Below are 17,044 nucleotides of genomic sequence, written 5' to 3'. Positions count from 1 at the left end.
AAATAAGTAATTAAAAAGTTAGTTGATTACCTAAAATGTGTTTTTCCACATCATGCTTTCTACAGGTTTAGTAGTTTTATTATTGTATTTAGCATCGTTTTTAGTGTTGTACATGTTTTCTATATTACCATCAACCAAAAAATAAATGAGTTGGCCAATTGGCATACCTGCATAAATACGAACAGGTTGTGCACAAGAAATTTCTAAAGTCCAAGTGTTACAAAAACCTACATCTCCTTTGCCAGCTGTAGCATGTATATCTATACCCAAACGACCTGTGCTACTTTTGCCTTCTAAAAATGGAACGTGAGCATGAGTTTCGGTATATTCTAAAGTTACGCCTAAGTATAAAGTGCCAGGCTGTAATACAAAACCTTCTTTTGGTATTTCGAAATGATCTATTTTATTGTGTGCTTTGGCATCTAAAACACGATCTTTATACGTGGCCAGATACTTGCCTAAATGCACATCGTAAGAATTGGTACCGAGACAATTTAAATTAAAAGGTTCTATAATAATGGTGCCTTTTTCTATTTCTTCGAGAATGCGTTTATCTGAAAGTATCATTTTTATGAAGTATTTTGGACTAAATTATGATTAATTTAAGATACTTTTGCATTGATTTTCTAAATAAGAGATGCCAGTAGTTTTTAATAAAAAAATTGATGATCAAACCGTACTAGCTGTATGGAAGATTGAAGAAACAGAAGAGCAGTTACTCTCTGGTTTGCAACTTAAACAACATGAGCTAGATATTATCTCGTCTTTAAGTAATGGGAAGAGAGCGTTACATTGGTTAAGCACTCGTTTATTGCTACGAACTATGCTTAACACAGCAGATTATATAGATTGCCGAATGGATGATCATGGCAAACCTTACCTTGTTAATTCCGAAGCTTATATTTCTTTAAGTCATTCGTATGATTATGCAGCAGTTATCATTAGTAAAGAAAAACAGGTTGGCGTTGATATCGAATTGATTAAAATGAAAATCAAGAGTATTAAGCATAAGTTTTTATCTGATGTTGAGCTTGCGCAAAAACAAATTGGCGATAATACAAATGGTTTATATGTTGCTTGGTGTGCGAAAGAAGCAATTTACAAATGGCATGGAAAAAAAGGGTTAGAGTTTAAACAACATATACACATCAAACCATTTAAATTAAAAGATGAAGGTTCTTTACAAGCACTTGTAGAATTACCAACAGGAACAAGAGAATTAGCTGTAAACTACTTTAAAACTAAAGATGGGTATATGTTAGGGTACGTGGTTGCTTAATTAACTAAGATGAACAAGAAAGTTAAGTTTGTAGATTGGGGTTTAATTGATTATCAAAATGCTTGGACAAAACAAGAAGAAATTTTTGATAAAACGGTTGCTTTAAAAGGCAGAAATAGAACTGAAAATACGGAGATTGAAACCCCTAATTATCTTGTTTTTTGCGAACATCCACATGTATATACTTTAGGCAAAAGCGGACATCCAGAAAATTTATTATTGGATGAAGAAGGCTTGAAAAATAAGCAAGCAACGTATTATAAAATTAATCGCGGGGGCGATATTACCTATCATGGCCCTGGGCAACTAGTAGGCTATCCAATTTTAGATCTAGATAATTTTTTTACAGACATCCATTTATATCTCAGAACATTAGAGGAAGCGGTTATTTTAACACTTGCCGATTATGGAATTAATGCTGATCGTTACCCAGGTTATACAGGTGTTTGGCTAGATGCTGATAATGAAAAAGCCCGAAAAATTTGTGCTTTAGGAGTGCGTTGTAGCAGATGGGTAACCATGCATGGCTTTGCATTTAATGTAAATGCTGATTTAGATTATTTCAAAAATATTGTTCCTTGCGGGATAGACGACAAGGACGTAACTTCTTTAGAAAGAGAATTGGGGCGAAAATTAAATATGGAAGAAGTAAAAGAAAAACTCAAACATCATATTGCCATATTATTTGAAATGGAATTAGTTTAGCTAATTTAAATCTTCAGCCTAAAAATTTACGTAAATTAAAAGATGAAATTTAGCCTTGGTTTTCTGTCTTTATGTTTATTATTGGCCTGTAATAAAAATGTAGAAAAGGCAATGATACAAACTCCAACTACCACAAATAAATCATCCTTAACTTATCTGGCCCTTGGCGATTCGTATACCATTGGTGAAGCTGTTCCGCAAAAAGAAAGTTTCCCATATCAGGTGAGTTCTATGCTAAATGATCAAGGATTAATGTTTGCCGCTCCAAAAATTATTGCAAAAACAGGTTGGACAACAGGCGAACTGCAGTCTGCTATCAAAGCTGAAAAAATTACAGAAACTTACAATGTAGTTACTTTGCTCATCGGGGTGAACAATCAATATAGAGGAAATTCTCAAGCAGAATATCGTGTGCAATTTGCAGCATTATTGCAAACAGCTATTGGTTTTGCTGGGGGAAATAAAAAGCATGTATTTGTAGTTTCAATTCCAGATTGGGGCGTAACACCTTTTGGAAAAGGAAGTGGTAGAAGTACAGCCACAATTGCACAAGAAATAGATGCATTTAATGGAATATGTAAAGAAGAAACTTTAGCAATGGGCTTGAGTTATATTGATATTACACCGGGTTCAAGAAATGCAGCAACAGAAACTTCTTTAGTAGCTAGCGACGGATTACATCCTTCTGGTAAAATGTATAGCGAATGGGCAGTTAAAGTTTCAAATGCAATTGCCACTGCGTTTAAGTAACTATTAAAAACTTAAATTGATCTAGAAGTCAGCTGATTATAATCCATTATTAGCGTTTTTAAAAACTCAAGTTCATTCATTCCATTAGGTACAACAATACCCAAATGATTAGAAACTCTAGCCGCCATGTGGTAAACTAAATCGTGGTTTCTGGTTTTGTAATAGGTATTTAAAACTTCGTGAATAAGTTCAATATCCCTATCAGTCATCTGATTTACACTAGCGAAAACTGGGTTATATTCTTCGGCAACTGGATGAAAAGCAATGTGCTGAAATTGTGTACGCGGAACGGTTTTAATTAATGTTGTACCCGCAACAATATCGCCAATGCGCTGCTTATTCTCACTAACAGCTACGCAAATTAATCCGCCTACCCATGCCGTTAACGGGAAATCGACAATTCTAAAAACCCATCGTATAAAATACTGACCAAGGCTTGCTTGTGCGCCATCAAGGCTGATGACTTTAATTTTTAATAATCTTTTGCCTATGCTCTGACCATTCATAAAAACCTCACAAAGCAAATCATAAAATACATAACCAGCACCATAAATAATAAGCATGATGGTATCAAATAAACCTGAACCAGAAAGTCCAGTCATGGAAAACACGATTAGAAAAACAAAAAAGACAGCAATAAATAAACCGATGTCAATTAGCCAACCTGCAACACGTTCGCCTAAACCCGCAACGGGATAATCAATATCAATATGTTGACTAGTATTTACTTTAACGGTTTCCATGGTCTCAAATATAATAGGGATTTTTATTTTTTATTGACTAATTAAAATTTTGTTTTATTTTAACGGAAATTTAACCGGGGAAATTAATTTTATGAGAGAAGCGCTGTTTGTGAAGCAGAATTCCGATAAATGGAAGAGCTACGAAGTTTTACAAACGAATAACCCCGATGAATTAGCTCATCGTTTTATAGATGTTACAAATGATTTAGCATACGCAAAAACCTTCTATCCAAAATCTCAAACTACTGCATACTTAAATGGAATAGCATCGGTTTTGCATCAAGCTATTTATAAAAATAAAAAAGAAGAAAAAGGTCGTTTTGCCCGCTACTGGAAATACGAATTACCTTTGTTATTTCATCAATATCGCAAGCAAATAATTTACTCATTTATTTTTTTTGTTATCGCCGCTAGTATTGGAGCATTATCTGCCAAATATGATGATCGTTTTGTTCGCTTAATTATGGGCGACAGCTATGTAAACATGACAAATGAAAACATTGCAAAGGGAGATCCTTTTGGTGTTTACAAGAAAACAGGAGAATTTCAAATGTTCTTTCGAATTGCTGCAAACAACGTTTGGGTTTCGTTAGTAATGTTTGTAAGCGGCGTACTTTTTTCTATCGGGCCAGTATTTTTTCTATTAAAAAATGGAATAATGCTTGGTGCATTTGAATATTATTTTTTTAGCAAAGGCTTAGGCACACAATCTATTTTAGTAATTTGGATTCATGGAACATTAGAAATATTAGCCATCATTATTGCAGGCGGTGCCGGATTAGTGTTAGGTCATGGTTTGCTTTTTCCAAAAACACATACACGTTTAGTAGCCTTTAAAAACAGCGCTAAAGATGCCACAAAAATAGCATTAGGTATTATCCCCATCATTTTAATGGCAGCATTTTTCGAAAGCTTTATTACCCGTCATACCGAAATGCCAATTTGGTTGAGCATAAGTATTTTAGCAGGTTCCTTAATTTTTATGGTTTGGTATGTAATCATTTATCCAATACAATTATATAAACGCACTCAAACAAGCAACGATGAAAGATAATATAGAATTTAAAAAAATAAGAGAATTTGGAGATATTATAGGAGATACTTTTGTTTTTATTAAACAAAATTTTAAGCCATTAATGGCAGCTTATTTCTCATTAACAGGTATTTTTATTTTGGGTGGGATGTTAAGTTCAATAATGGCCCAATTGCAAATAGTAGATTTAAGTGAAAGTGGCGGTTATACTGGAAGCGGCCCATTTGCAAAAATATATAGCATGGGATTTAGTTATGTGCTCATGATCATTTTTTTGATTTTAAGTTATACCTCCATGTATGTTTCAATCTTAAGTTACATTGCGCTCTATGTAGAAAAGGGAAATTTACGCCCTACAGTTGCAGAGGTATGGGCTTATTTTAAATATTACTATTTTAGAATGTTGGGTAGTGGTCTATTAATGACCATCTTTTTAATGCTTTGTTTTGCATGTTGTCTCCTTCCTGGTATTTATGTTTTCCCTGCTGTGACGTTATTTTATGCAGTTATGATTTTAGAGAACGGAAACTTCTCTCATGCTTTTGAACGCTCATTTAAATTATTAAAAGATGAATGGTGGATTACTGCAGCAACTTTATTGGTTATCTATGTTATTTTTTATGCTTGCAGTATGATTGTTCAATTACCTGCCATAATTGTTGCAATGGTCGGTGCATTTACACATGCGGAGCAACCTATTACAAGAACTTATGTTTTTATTTCTTCAATATCGCAACAGATAGCTTATATTTTTATGATTATTCCAATCGTTTGTTCAACCTTAATTTATTTTAATTTGGTAGAACGAAAAGAAAGCCTTGGCTTATTAAACAGAATTGATGGTTTGGGTCAGAATTCAAATCAAGCCGAAACTCCAGAAGAATATTAAATGCGCTTAGGCCTGGTTTTCTTTATCTTTTTTATCTGGACAAGTATTGTGCAAGCAACTGCGGTACAAACACCGGTTGCCAAGCTTGTAGTTAAAAAAGGTATTGTTTTAAAATCAGATAGTAGTAGAATAGATCTGAGAAAATTTGATGAAACAGCGGTTAAAAAATATAGCCAACAAAAGGAATTTATTTACGATGATGTTGCGCCACAAAGTTTAAGTCTATGGGATCGCTTTTGGAGATGGGTTTGGCGATTAATTAATAGGGTTTTTAGTGGAGGAATTACTAGCAACATTATTAAATACATTTTAATAGCCGTTGTAATTGCTCTTGTTGTTTTTATTGCTATTAAATTAATTGGATTAGATTATAAATTCCTAACGGGAAAATCTAAAACTGTTGCTATACCTTTTGAAGAAAGTTTAGAAAATATTCATGAAATTGATTTCGATGAGCAAATTGATTTTGCTTTACAAAACGCAAACTACCGCCTTGCTGTACGACTTCTATATTTAAAAACATTAAAACAATTGAGTGATAAAGAGCTCATTAACTGGCAGCCAGAAAAAACGAATCAGACTTATGTTTTAGAGTTAGAAAACGAAAATTATAAACAAGAATTTAATACGCTAACTCATCAATTCGAATACATTTGGTATGGCGAATTTTTTATAGACAAACTCAGTTTCGAATCAATTAATCAATCCTTTTTACAGTTTAATCATAAAATGAGATGAACAGCGGATTGAGAAGATATTTAATAATTGGCAGTATTTTAATAGTGGGATATTTGGTAGTTCAATATTTTAAACCAAAGCCAACTAATTGGGCACCTACCTATCTATCTGAAGATAAAATTCCATTTGGCACTTACATTTTACGTCAAAGAATTAACGATATTTTACCAAACACTACCATAAAGACAGTTCAATCTGCAGTTTATAATAACTTAAAAGAAAGACCAAAAGGGCAATCCAATTATTTTATTATCGCTTCAAACTTAAAGGTAGATAAATTGGATTACAGCGAAATGGTAAAGTATATGGAAAGTGGAAACAACATTTTTATTGCTGCTTTCCAAATTCAAGGTATTTTATTAGATACTTTAAAACTGCAAATTACATCCGATTTTAATTTTCAAAATAAGCGTAAATATCCAATCAACTTTGTTAATCCATCCTTAAAAAGAGATTTGGATTATTATTTTGACAAAGGTATAAGTGGACAATATTTTTTTAAAGCAGACACAACAAGAGCTATTGTTTTAGGCAAAAAACAAGATGAATTTGCAAATTTCATTCAATATAAATTTGGTAAAGGCTCTTTATTTATACTGCCAAACCCACAATTATTAACCAATTATAGTTTGCTGAGGGAAGATGGATTAGATTATGCAGCCAAGGCGCTTTCTTATTTGCCAAAGGCCGAAACTTTAATTTGGGATGAACATTTTACCCGACCAGATGAACAAGATAGCTCGGTTTTAAGAGTTCTTTTTAAATACGACGAATTAAAATGGGCTTATTACATTGCACTACTTAGTTTAGTCGCTTTTATTCTATTTGAAATTAAAAGAAGACAACGAATAATCCCAGTTGTAGAACAATTAAAAAATACTTCTGTAGAGTTTGCAGAGGTAGTAGGTCGAGTGTATTATCAGCAGCGCAATAATAGGGACATTGCAGAAAAAAAAGTGAACTATTTATTAGAATATATCCGCACAAAGTATCGCTTAAAAACGTTGGATTTAAATCAGGAATTTAAAATAGCACTGATCAATATTTCTAGTGTATCAGCAGATATAATAGATGAACTCTTAGAAGAAATAACATACCTTAAAGCGGGGCAAATGGTGAAAGACCAACAGCTAATCCGTCTAAATAAATTAATTGAACAATTTTATAAGCAAGACCAATAAATATGGAACAGGAAGTGTTTAATCAACGAACCGATTTGAGCCAATTAAGTGCCGCAGTAGATCAAATTAGGCAATCTTTAAGCCATGTAATCATTGGTCAAAAAGGGACTATAGATCTTTTAATTGCAGGTTTATTGGCAGACGGACATCTTTTATTAGAAGGTGTACCGGGTGTGGCGAAAACCTTGAGTGCTAAATTAGTAGCAAAATGTATTTCAGCAACATTTTCTAGAATGCAATTCACGCCAGATTTAATGCCATCCGATGTATTAGGAACTGCAGTATTTAGTCCAAAAACAGCTGAGTTTCAATTTAGGCAAGGACCTATTTTTGGCAATATCATTTTGGTAGATGAGATTAATCGAGCGCCTGCAAAAACCCAGTCTGCTTTATTTGAAGCCATGGAAGAACGCCAAATTACAGTAGATGGAAACACATATAAATTGGAGGAGCCTTTTATGGTTTTGGCAACTCAAAACCCAATAGAACAAGAAGGTACATATCGCTTACCTGAAGCGCAGTTGGATCGTTTTCTATTTAAAATCGAAGTGAAATACCCTTCATTAGAAGAAGAAATAGAAATATTAACGAGCCAACATCAACAAAGAACGGAAGACCAATTAAAAGAAATTGAACCTGTTTTATCTGTTGAGCAAATTAAAGAGTTAAGAGCAACTATCAAATCGTTGTTTGTGGAGCCTAAATTACTAGCTTACGTTGCGCAAATTACGCATGAAACTCGTCATAATAAATCGTTGTATCTAGGTGCATCACCAAGAGCATCTTTGGCTATGGTAAATGGTGCAAAGGCTATTGCTGCAATGGCTGGTCGCGATTTCGTAACACCAGATGATATTGTAAAAGTAGCTGCACCAGTGTTAGCACATCGCATTATGCTAAGTCCAGAAAAGGAAATGGAAGGACTAACAACTGCTGATGTGGTTGCGCAAATTATTAAAAAAATAGAAGTGCCGAGATAGTGAAGAACCTATTTAGAAAATATTATACGGACCTATTTTTAGGTAAAAGATTATTCATCTCCAGTGGTGTATGCGTAACACTGTTTTTATTTTCTTTCTTCATGCCGTTTTTTGGCGATTTACCTTACATGCTTTTTGGTATATTACTCATTTTAGTTATACTAGATCTCTTTTTATTGTACAGAAATAATAGAGGTGTTTTTCTTCGCAGAGATGTGCCGGAAAGGTTAAGCAATGGAGATGATAATGAACTTAAAATTTACATTGAAAACTTTTATCCTTTTCAAATTAGTGTAGGAATTATCGATGAAATTCCATTCCAATTCCAAAAACGTGATTTATGGTTTACAGCTAATTTATTATCGCGAGAGCAAAAATTAATTACCTATACTTTGCGACCAACTAAACGTGGTGAGTATAATTTTGGATTAACACGATTATATGTGCAATCACCTTTGGCATTAATAAGTCGTCGATTTAGTGTTGGTGAAGATAAAGGTGTACCGGTATACCCTTCGTTTTTAAAATTAAGACAATACGAATTAATGGCTGTTTCGAATTGTTTAACCGATATCGGGATAAAGAAAATGAGGCGAATAGGCCATAGTATGGAGTTTGACCAAGTTAAAAACTATGTTGCTGGCGATGATTACAGAACTGTAAACTGGAAAGCAACAGCTCGTAAAGGCGATTTAATGGTCAACTCTTTTACCGATGAAAAAGCACAACATATTTATTGCGTAATTGATAAATCGAGAGCAATGAAAATGCCTTTTGAAGGGTTGAGTTTACTCGACTATGCTATTAATGCCAGCTTGATTTTAAGTAGCGTAGCGTTAGTAAAACAAGATAAAGCAGGGCTGATTACGATAGCTGAAAAAACGGGAAGTTTAGTGCCAGCAGATCGCCGACCAACGCAACTTAACAAAATTATGGAGGTGTTATATAAAAGAGAAAACTCGTTATTTGGAAATGGATATGGAGGCTTTATATATCAGTGTGAGGGCTGTTTTAAAACAACGAAGTTTGGTGGTATTCTTTACCAATTTCGAAAGCATGTCGGGATTAGAAAGGCAATTACCCTTTTTAAAACGCATAGCTAAATTTCATTTGCTATTGGTTGTGTTTTTTGAGAATACCACATTAAAATCGTTAAGTGAAGAACCTGCACAAGATATTGAAGGTATTTACATTAAAACTATCGCAGAGAAATTTGCTTTCGAAAAGAAATTAATGGTTAAGGAATTAGCCAAACATGGTATTTTAAGTTTGTTAACCCCACCTCAAAAATTAACGGTTAATGTGGTAAATAGATATTTGGCAATTAAAGCAAAGCAGCAGATTTAAGGTTTGAAAACCTAGCACTCTGGTAAACTCAATGGAATATTCGTTGCCAAGCCACCATCAGAAGTCTCTTTGTATTTAGAGTTCATATCTAATGCAGTTTCCCACATCGTATTTACTACCGCATCTAAACTTACTTTTGCCTTATCAGGATTACTTTGCAACGCCAATTGACTTGCAGTTATTGCCTTGATGGCGCCCATTGTGTTGCGTTCTATACATGGAATTTGTACTAAGCCGCCAATCGGATCGCAGGTTAAACCTAAATGATGTTCCATCGCTATTTCAGCGGCCATTAAAACTTGTCGTTGCGAACCGCCCAAACATTCTGTTAATGCAGCAGCAGCCATTGCTGATGATACTCCAATTTCTGCCTGACAACCGCCCATCGCTGCAGAAATTGTGGCGCCCTTTTTAAATATACTTCCAACCTCTGATGCACAAGCAATAAACTGAATTATTTTCTCTTCATCATACCCATCGCAAAAGGCAATATAATATTGCAAAACTGCTGGTATTACACCCGCCGCTCCATTTGTTGGCGCTGTAACTACTCTGCCAAAAGCTGCATTCTCTTCATTAACAGCCAAAGCAAAACAACTTACCCAGTCTAAAATATAGTTAAAGCCATTACCGCCATTTCTGATTGCTGTTACCCAACTATCGTAATCTGAATAGGTTTGTCCATTAATTAATCTTTTATTTAAGGCAGATGCTCTACGAGCTACATTTAATCCGCCAGGTAAAAAACCACCAGTGTGGCAGCCGCGATAAATACATTCTTTAATCACTTGAAAGTGCTGCAAAATACCTTTTTTGGTTTCATTTTCTGGTCGCCAGGCAGCTTCGTTTTCTAATACTACTTCACTTACTTTTAGACCGGTTGATAAACACCAATGTAATAGCTCACTCGCTTTTTCTATTGGAAAAGGAAGATCAACCTGTTCTTTTTCGCTACCATTTTCACCTTCTTTCACTACAAAACCGCCACCAATAGAATAATAGGTTCCAGAAAAAGCTTTTCCTGTACTTAAAAACGCTTGAAAAGTAACAGCATTTGGATGGAAAGGCAAACTCTCCGTAAATAAGAAGATTAAATCGTCAGTATAAGAGAAATTGATTTTTTTTTCTCCACCCAATAGTAATTGCTGACTGGTTTTAATTTCTTCAACAGTACTGTCAATTGCATTTACATCAAAAGTAACCGGATCGCCACCTGCCAACCCTAATAAAATAGCGATATCAGTTCCGTGTCCTTTGCCTGTTTTGGCCAAAGAACCATATAAAAGTATTTTTACTTGCTCAACCTCATTTAATAATCCTTGCTTTTTTAAGGAAGTTGTAAATTGTTGCGCAGCTCGCCAAGGGCCTAAAGTGTGTGAACTAGAAGGGCCAATACCTATTTTAAATATGTCGAAAACTGAAATTTGCTCGTTTTGCATCGTTAACAAAGCTATATACTTTTACTGATATTTGTGTATTTTGTGGTACGAAGTTTAAAATCATTTTATGAAAAAAATAGCCGCGCTAACTTATTTCCTTTTCATCAGTTTTTTAACTTTTGCTCAAATCTATCAACCACCAACAGATACAAAAGTTGCAGCTAAATTATCCCAGTGGGGAGATAAGAAATTTGGACTTTTTATGCATTGGGGAATTTATAGTATTCCTGGAATTGTAGAATCGTGGAGTATTAATTCTGAAGATGCATCTTGGATACCTCGAGATAGTACCCTAAATTACGAAGCGTATAAAAAATGGTATTTCGATCTCAATAAACAATTTAATCCTGTAAAGTTTGATCCAACTATTTGGGCTAACTATGCTAAGAAAGCTGGGATGCAGTATGTAGTCTTTACTGCTAAACACCACGATGGTTTTGCCCTATTCGACACCAAACAAAGTGAGTATAAAGTGACTAATGCAGCTGTTCCTTTTTCATCAAATCCAAAGGCGAATATTGTTAAAGAAGTTTTCTCGGCTTTTAGAAATGAGGGATTTATGATTGGCGCTTATTTTTCGAAACCAGATTGGCATAGTGAATATTATTGGTGGCCGCGTTATGCCACACCAGATCGCAACAACAATTACGATATTCGCTTACATCCGCAACGCTGGCAACAGTTTAAGCAATTTACCTACAATCAAATAAATGAGCTGATGAGCGATTATGGTGCAGTAGATATTTTATGGCTTGATGGGGGTTGGGTTAGGCCGAAAGCAACTGTTAATGAAGAGGTTCTGTCTTGGGGTGCGCCAATTCCAGCTTGGGATCAGGATATTGATATGCCAAAAATAGCTAAGATGGCAAGAGCTAAGCAACCGGGCTTAATCATGGTAGATAGAACAGTGCATGGCGAATATGAAAACTATCAAACACCTGAACAAAAAATCCCTGAAAGGCCTTTAAGCTATCCTTGGGAAACGTGCATGACGATGGGTAATGCTTGGGGCTATGTGCCAAACGATACCTATAAAAGTACCAATACACTTATTCATTTATTAATAGATATTGTGGCTAAAGGCGGCAACTTTTTATTAGATGTTGGTCCAAAACCTGATGGAACTTTTCCGGATGTTGTCTTGCAACGATTAACCGAGGTTGCCCTATGGATGGATATTAATAAAGAAGCTATTTATGCGACGGAACCAATTGCGCCTTATAAAACTGCCAATGTTTGTTTTACTAAGAGTAAAAACGGTAATATGTATGCGCTGTATTTAGTTGACGAAAATAGTGAAGTTCCTGTAAGAATTATCCTTAAATCAGTACCAAAGATGCCTAAAAGAATTTCTTTATTAGGAGTTAAAAGTGTGTTGAAATGGAAACAGGTTGGCAATGGTGTAGAAATTATTTTGCCCAAAGAAGTAATGGGTTTGAAACATGCATTGGTTTTTAAGATAAATTGATATGATGTTTAAATTTAGAGTAGCAGTTTTTTTATTTCTTATAGCCAATTCCGTTAATTGTTTAGCTCAAGATATTTGGGACGTGTCAAAGAAAATGAGTTTTCCTAATGACTTACCAAGCCCAAGGTTTATAATAAAATTACCCGATTCCGTTACTGGAATTTCGCTTAGGGTTGAAGACCTCAAAAGTAAAAGCGAAGAAAAATTAGCAATAGTTAAAAATGTAGAATATGTTGAGTTATGCTTTAGTAATCAGTTAGAGCTAAATCAACTTGTTAAAGAATTGACACATTATAGTAATTTGAAATATTTGAGTTTTGCTGATAATAGATACGGTTCTAAAACCTCGACTGATTCCATTATAGTTCCTGCTGAACTTACTAATTATAGAAATATAATTGCAGTTAAATTTGATGGTAATTGGAACATGAATTATAGCAAAAGTCTAGGAGTTTTGCGAGGGCTAACAAAACTAGAATTCTTTTTATTTGTAAACATTACACAGAAAATACCTGATGAATTGAGGTATTTTAAGAACCTTAAGGGTATATCTATTTATAGTGATAATAGTGTTTTATTGCCTGAATGGATAAATCAATTTGCTAAACTTGAATCATTAGCTATTGGGCTTTCTCAATATAAAAACAAAGGTCCAAATTATTTAGATTTTTCGGCGGCATTAAAAGAAATAGTGCAAATTCCCAATTTAAAAGGGTTATATATCAGTAAATTGTATGACTTAAAAGAAGATTATGATCATCTATCTTTTAAAAAGTTAGAAAGATTAAAAATTAGTGAGGGTAAAATTGTTAACAATCATAATTTCTTTAAATTTCTTTCAAATCAGAAAAAATTGAAATTCTTAGAATTAAGCCAATTATATATAGATACTTTGAAAGGAGATTTAGAAAAACTAAAAGAACTTAAAAGTTTAATAATTGTTGGGGCAAATAAGCCTTTAACATTAGAGTTCAACCTTAAAAAACTAACACAATTAAATACTTTAGAAATTCGGAATTTTAATGGTATTGATTCTAGGATTGAATTTCCTAAGCGCTTAATTAAGCTGAATTTAAGTTCCAATAAATTATCATTTATTCCAGTTAACATAGCTAAATTAAGTCATTTAGAATCGTTAGACCTTAAGTATAATTCAATTAATGCTTTACCAAGCAACTTAGATAAGTTAGTAAAATTAAAAGGTTTAGATTTAGCTAGTAATATATTAACTCGTTTGCCAAATAATATTGGAGATTTAAAGAGTTTATCTCACTTAAACTTAATGGCAAATCCTATTAGCGAGTTACCAAAATCAATAGGGCAATTGCAAAACCTTAAACTTTTAGATTTAACTTATTGCGACATTAAAATTTTACCTGAGACTATCGGTAATCTCCATAAATTAGAAGTGCTTAAACTCCAAGGCAATTTTCTTACATCACTTCCTAATAGCTTTGCAAATCTTAGCAATGTTATGTATGTTAATTTTAGCTCAAATGATCTTAAGGATTTACCCGTCGCTTTTGGTTCATTGCTAAATTTGAAATTTTTGGATCTTACATCGAATAATATTTCGGCATTACCAGCAAGTATAGGAGGGCTTACCAAACTTGAGGAATTATATTTGGCTACTAATAATTTAAGCTCCTTACCAGAAGAAATGGGTAATTTAATTGCTTTGCAGAAATTAGATCTTAGTAATACAGCAAACCCAAAGCAGTCTTATAATCCTAGAGAAATTTATAGAAAGGATAATCCAAATCCTAAATTAACAACTACAAAAAATAGTATTCAATATCTGCCTAATGATTTAAGTAAATGGAATAACTTAAAATTTATTAGAATGAGTAATTATACTACTTTAAGGGAAGATAATCTGTTTAAGTCATTGTTTACCATTCCATCCAAAGGTTTTAGCGTTGAGTTAGAAAATGTTAATATCACAACATTGCCATTTTCTGATTGGATAAGGTTTAATGCTAGGGTTTTAAATCTTCGCAGTAATAAATTAACGAGCATCCCAGCAGATATAATTAATGCACCTTATTTGGAATCTTATAATTTTAATAATAATCTTTTGCCATCTAAACCAATAAATTTAAACTCTTATGCGGGTAATAGATATGAAAAGTTATTGTGGTTTAAAGAATTTGGTTTTATTACGGAGAAAGATTTACCGAAAGTAGACTCAATGGTTTTAGCATTAATTGAAAAAAGTAGTAATCATTATTATCGGAAAGAATATAAAAATGCCGTTGACTATGCAAATCAAGCTATTAATATCAATAAAGATCTTGCATTATCTAAAATTTTTAAAGGTAATTTGGGCGAAGCCAATTATGAAGTTGGGAATTATAAGGAAGCAATTGAGTTATTAACATTGGCTCTTAAAAACGATACTGCGGGTAATGTAAGGATAATGAATTTTGTTGTTCCAGATTTTGAATTTAGAGCTAAAAGTTATTTAAAACTAGGTGACACCATAAATGCAATTAGAGATTATGAAATGCTAGCAGTAAACAATTGGAGTGATAGCTGGGGAGAGGTGGGGATTTTGTACAGAAAAATTAATAATGATATTGCTGCAAAAAATTCATTTAATAAAGGGATTAAAAAGTATCTAGAAACCATCGACGATAGTAAAAAACAAAAATATGATGTAGAACTGAATCAATTAAGTTTATTAGAGTTATACATTATTTCAGAAGATTTTATTTTAGCTGAAGTTTATGCAGAAACACTTAAAGGGGAAATAAAAAAAACTTCCAATATTACACTATTGGCTTACCTTAGCGCATGTGCTAAAATTGGAAACAATAAGATTAAAGAGGTTAACTTTCCTTTTTTAGAAAATATAATTTTAAAGAATAAAAAAGATATTTCAAGTTGGAGTTATGAGTTATTTTTTAAATGGCTAAGAGTAACAAAAATCCAAAAAGAGAAAGAGGTGCTGATGCGTAAATTAACCGATTTAATTAAACCAACTGTTTAAAATCGAGGCACGATTTTATCATCACTTAATTGTTATGAAGTTAGCTTTTTTACTACTTATCCTTAGTATTAATCAGTTTGTTCATTACTTCTATAGTTTTGGCTTGAGCTGCTATTGTTCCTTCTTGCAAGGTAATGATTTGATGTAAACGTTCTATTTCAGTGAGTTGATTGTATTCGGTTGGGTTTTTTACTTCCTGTTCTGTAACAATTGAGACTCCATTTTCTTCTGTATTGATATATGCTTTAGTTGGGCGACCCTCTCCTGTAATAATCCAAGTGGGATTTAGTTCTTCGCATTTTGTGAATATCAAATCGTAGTTAATGGTGTTTCTTGTGTACCAATTGGCGAGTGTGTTTGTGCCAAGTCCTAAAAATCTGGCTAATTGAGCATCAGATTTAAATTTATAATGAAATTTTATTCTACTTAAAATCAGTGATTTATCTATTTTATCCTTCATTTTGTGAATTTAATACTCTTTTATTGTTGTATTGCTCATTTATTGTGAGTACACTTGTATTCTAGTTATAAATGTAATAGAAAAAATCAAATTGATGAATAGAATTTAACAAACTAAGATATGGATGAAGTAATTAAACCTCAATTAAATGCATCGATAGATATTGAAATCTCTGATACTATCTTAACCGAGTTTAAAGTTTTTATAACAACGGTACCTGCAAAGAGGTTAAATAGGAATTTGAGAAAGATGTTAGCTGACTATCTTTTTTATAATATGGATGCTTTACCAATTGATTTTAAAGATTTGCTAACGGATTTGTATTGGCTACATGAACTGCTTGATGAAATTGAGGGTAGTGATGTAGCTTTTTAAAAATCGAATGCAATGATTTTTTCGTCCATTAACATTTTATCTACAAACTTTTTATGGTTTTTAGGACTTCCTACTGCTACCCAAGTACCGCTTATAATGCCATTGGCTAGTTCTTGTTTGCCCCTGTGAAGTTTAAGTTTTGAGGTTCTTATGTATTCTTCATAGGTATCTAGACTTTCGTTTTCATATTTTTTTACTATTCGATATGTTCTCTTTGTAAAACGTCTTTCTACAAAATTCTCTACGTAAGGGAAAACAAGTAGAGCGAGTAAAACGACTAAGGTTACACCTATTGCTTGTTCATGATAACCAGACCCCACTGCCATGCCGATTGCCGCAACAATCCAAATTACACAGGCTGTTGTTAATCCTTTAACCTGATTATCCTCTTTAAATATCACGCCGGCACCCAAAAAGCCAATGCCTGTTACAATGTTTGATGCAATGCGATCTTGACTATTTAAACCTATTTTAACTGATAAAATAGTGAATAGTGTAGCACCCAAACCAATCATAATCATGGTTTTTAAACCAGCTTGTTTACTCCTAAATTCTCGTTCTACACCAATTAGTCCGCAAAGTAGGGTGGCTAATAAGAATTTATTGACTTCACTTTGTGTGATGAAATGACTGCTATCAAAAAAGCTTTGCATATTTTTTGGGTT

The 17,044-nt window shown here is 33.3% G+C and carries 18 protein-coding genes; 13 read left to right on the top strand and 5 right to left on the bottom strand.

Annotated features, from left to right (window positions below):
- Window positions 1-30 precede the first annotated feature (30 nt).
- The gene (dcd, locus tag ACHMWN_RS03180) at window positions 31-567 is read right to left on the bottom strand and encodes a dCTP deaminase (protein ID WP_397297678.1); all 537 of its coding nucleotides are present in this window, start codon (window positions 565-567) and stop codon (window positions 31-33) included.
- Window positions 568-637: 70 nt separating this feature from the next.
- Here dcd and ACHMWN_RS03175 point away from each other — a divergent pair, with 70 nt between their 5' ends.
- The 3 genes from ACHMWN_RS03175 to ACHMWN_RS03165 are packed head-to-tail and all read left to right on the top strand — an operon-like array spanning window position 638 to window position 2,734.
- Window positions 638-1,279, top strand: coding sequence for a 4'-phosphopantetheinyl transferase family protein (locus ACHMWN_RS03175; protein ID WP_397297677.1), 642 nt, complete (start codon window positions 638-640; stop codon window positions 1,277-1,279).
- A 9-nt stretch (window positions 1,280-1,288) separates the two neighbouring features.
- On the top strand, window positions 1,289-1,984 hold the full coding sequence (gene lipB, locus ACHMWN_RS03170; protein ID WP_397297676.1) for a lipoyl(octanoyl) transferase LipB: 696 nt from the start codon (window positions 1,289-1,291) through the stop codon (window positions 1,982-1,984).
- Between the two features lie 42 nt (window positions 1,985-2,026).
- Complete coding sequence (locus tag ACHMWN_RS03165) at window positions 2,027-2,734, top strand: SGNH/GDSL hydrolase family protein (protein WP_397297675.1); 708 nt, start codon at window positions 2,027-2,029, stop codon at window positions 2,732-2,734.
- An 11-nt stretch (window positions 2,735-2,745) separates the two neighbouring features.
- On the opposite strand, the gene ACHMWN_RS03160 is transcribed toward ACHMWN_RS03165, so the two are convergent.
- Window positions 2,746-3,477 carry an RDD family protein gene (locus tag ACHMWN_RS03160; RefSeq protein WP_397297673.1) on the bottom strand — a complete coding sequence of 244 codons (732 nt, stop codon included), beginning with the start codon at window positions 3,475-3,477 and terminating at the stop codon, window positions 2,746-2,748.
- 91 nt (window positions 3,478-3,568) lie between these two features.
- Between ACHMWN_RS03160 and ACHMWN_RS03155 the strand changes: the two genes are divergently transcribed.
- From ACHMWN_RS03155 to ACHMWN_RS03125, 7 genes are read left to right on the top strand one after another with little or no spacing between them, the layout of a single operon-like run.
- Window positions 3,569-4,531 (top strand): stage II sporulation protein M, encoded by a 963-nt coding sequence (locus tag ACHMWN_RS03155; RefSeq protein WP_397297672.1) that lies wholly within the window; start codon window positions 3,569-3,571, stop codon window positions 4,529-4,531.
- The gene (locus ACHMWN_RS03150; protein ID WP_397297670.1) at window positions 4,521-5,399 is read left to right on the top strand and encodes a hypothetical protein; all 879 of its coding nucleotides are present in this window, start codon (window positions 4,521-4,523) and stop codon (window positions 5,397-5,399) included. The genes ACHMWN_RS03155 and ACHMWN_RS03150 overlap by 11 nt, the downstream gene beginning before the upstream one ends.
- Entirely contained in the window at window positions 5,400-6,137 is a 738-nt protein-coding gene (locus ACHMWN_RS03145) for a hypothetical protein (RefSeq protein WP_397297669.1), read from the top strand.
- The gene (locus tag ACHMWN_RS03140; RefSeq protein ID WP_397297667.1) at window positions 6,134-7,318 is read left to right on the top strand and encodes a DUF4350 domain-containing protein; all 1,185 of its coding nucleotides are present in this window, start codon (window positions 6,134-6,136) and stop codon (window positions 7,316-7,318) included. Before ACHMWN_RS03145 ends, ACHMWN_RS03140 begins: the two co-directional genes overlap by 4 nt.
- 2 nt (window positions 7,319-7,320) lie before the next feature.
- Window positions 7,321-8,298, top strand: coding sequence for an AAA family ATPase (locus ACHMWN_RS03135; RefSeq protein WP_397297665.1), 978 nt, complete (start codon window positions 7,321-7,323; stop codon window positions 8,296-8,298).
- On the top strand, window positions 8,298-9,401 hold the full coding sequence (locus ACHMWN_RS03130; protein WP_397297664.1) for a DUF58 domain-containing protein: 1,104 nt from the start codon (window positions 8,298-8,300) through the stop codon (window positions 9,399-9,401). Before ACHMWN_RS03135 ends, ACHMWN_RS03130 begins: the two co-directional genes overlap by 1 nt.
- Window positions 9,355-9,645 carry a hypothetical protein gene (locus tag ACHMWN_RS03125; RefSeq protein ID WP_397303615.1) on the top strand — a complete coding sequence of 97 codons (291 nt, stop codon included), beginning with the start codon at window positions 9,355-9,357 and terminating at the stop codon, window positions 9,643-9,645. Before ACHMWN_RS03130 ends, ACHMWN_RS03125 begins: the two co-directional genes overlap by 47 nt.
- An 11-nt stretch (window positions 9,646-9,656) precedes the next feature.
- Here the strand turns inward: ACHMWN_RS03125 and ACHMWN_RS03120 are convergent, their stop codons facing one another.
- Window positions 9,657-11,084, bottom strand: coding sequence for an L-serine ammonia-lyase (locus ACHMWN_RS03120; protein ID WP_397297662.1), 1,428 nt, complete (start codon window positions 11,082-11,084; stop codon window positions 9,657-9,659).
- 67 nt (window positions 11,085-11,151) lie between these two features.
- On the opposite strand from ACHMWN_RS03120, the gene ACHMWN_RS03115 reads away from it, so the two are divergent.
- A complete protein-coding gene (locus ACHMWN_RS03115; protein WP_397297661.1) occupies window positions 11,152-12,552 on the top strand; it encodes an alpha-L-fucosidase in 1,401 nt (466 codons plus the stop codon).
- A 1-nt stretch (window position 12,553) separates the two neighbouring features.
- Window positions 12,554-15,544 (top strand): hypothetical protein, encoded by a 2,991-nt coding sequence (locus ACHMWN_RS03110; protein ID WP_397297659.1) that lies wholly within the window; start codon window positions 12,554-12,556, stop codon window positions 15,542-15,544.
- 52 nt (window positions 15,545-15,596) lie between these two features.
- Here ACHMWN_RS03110 and ACHMWN_RS03105 read toward each other — a convergent pair whose 3' ends face one another.
- Window positions 15,597-16,004, bottom strand: coding sequence for a helix-turn-helix domain-containing protein (locus tag ACHMWN_RS03105; protein WP_397297657.1), 408 nt, complete (start codon window positions 16,002-16,004; stop codon window positions 15,597-15,599).
- 120 nt (window positions 16,005-16,124) lie between these two features.
- Between ACHMWN_RS03105 and ACHMWN_RS03100 the strand changes: the two genes are divergently transcribed.
- Window positions 16,125-16,379 (top strand): hypothetical protein, encoded by a 255-nt coding sequence (locus ACHMWN_RS03100; protein ID WP_397297655.1) that lies wholly within the window; start codon window positions 16,125-16,127, stop codon window positions 16,377-16,379.
- On the opposite strand, the gene ACHMWN_RS03095 is transcribed toward ACHMWN_RS03100, so the two are convergent.
- The gene (locus ACHMWN_RS03095) at window positions 16,376-17,032 is read right to left on the bottom strand and encodes an MgtC/SapB family protein (RefSeq protein ID WP_397297654.1); all 657 of its coding nucleotides are present in this window, start codon (window positions 17,030-17,032) and stop codon (window positions 16,376-16,378) included. The genes ACHMWN_RS03100 and ACHMWN_RS03095 overlap by 4 nt on opposite strands.
- Window positions 17,033-17,044: the final 12 nt, after the last annotated feature.

The sequence above is a fragment of the Pedobacter sp. UC225_61 genome (assembly GCF_044452285.1).
Taxonomy (GTDB): domain Bacteria; phylum Bacteroidota; class Bacteroidia; order Sphingobacteriales; family Sphingobacteriaceae; genus Pedobacter.
The sequence above is the reverse complement of the archived record's forward strand: the minus strand, read 5'-3'. Positions and strand labels throughout refer to the sequence as shown.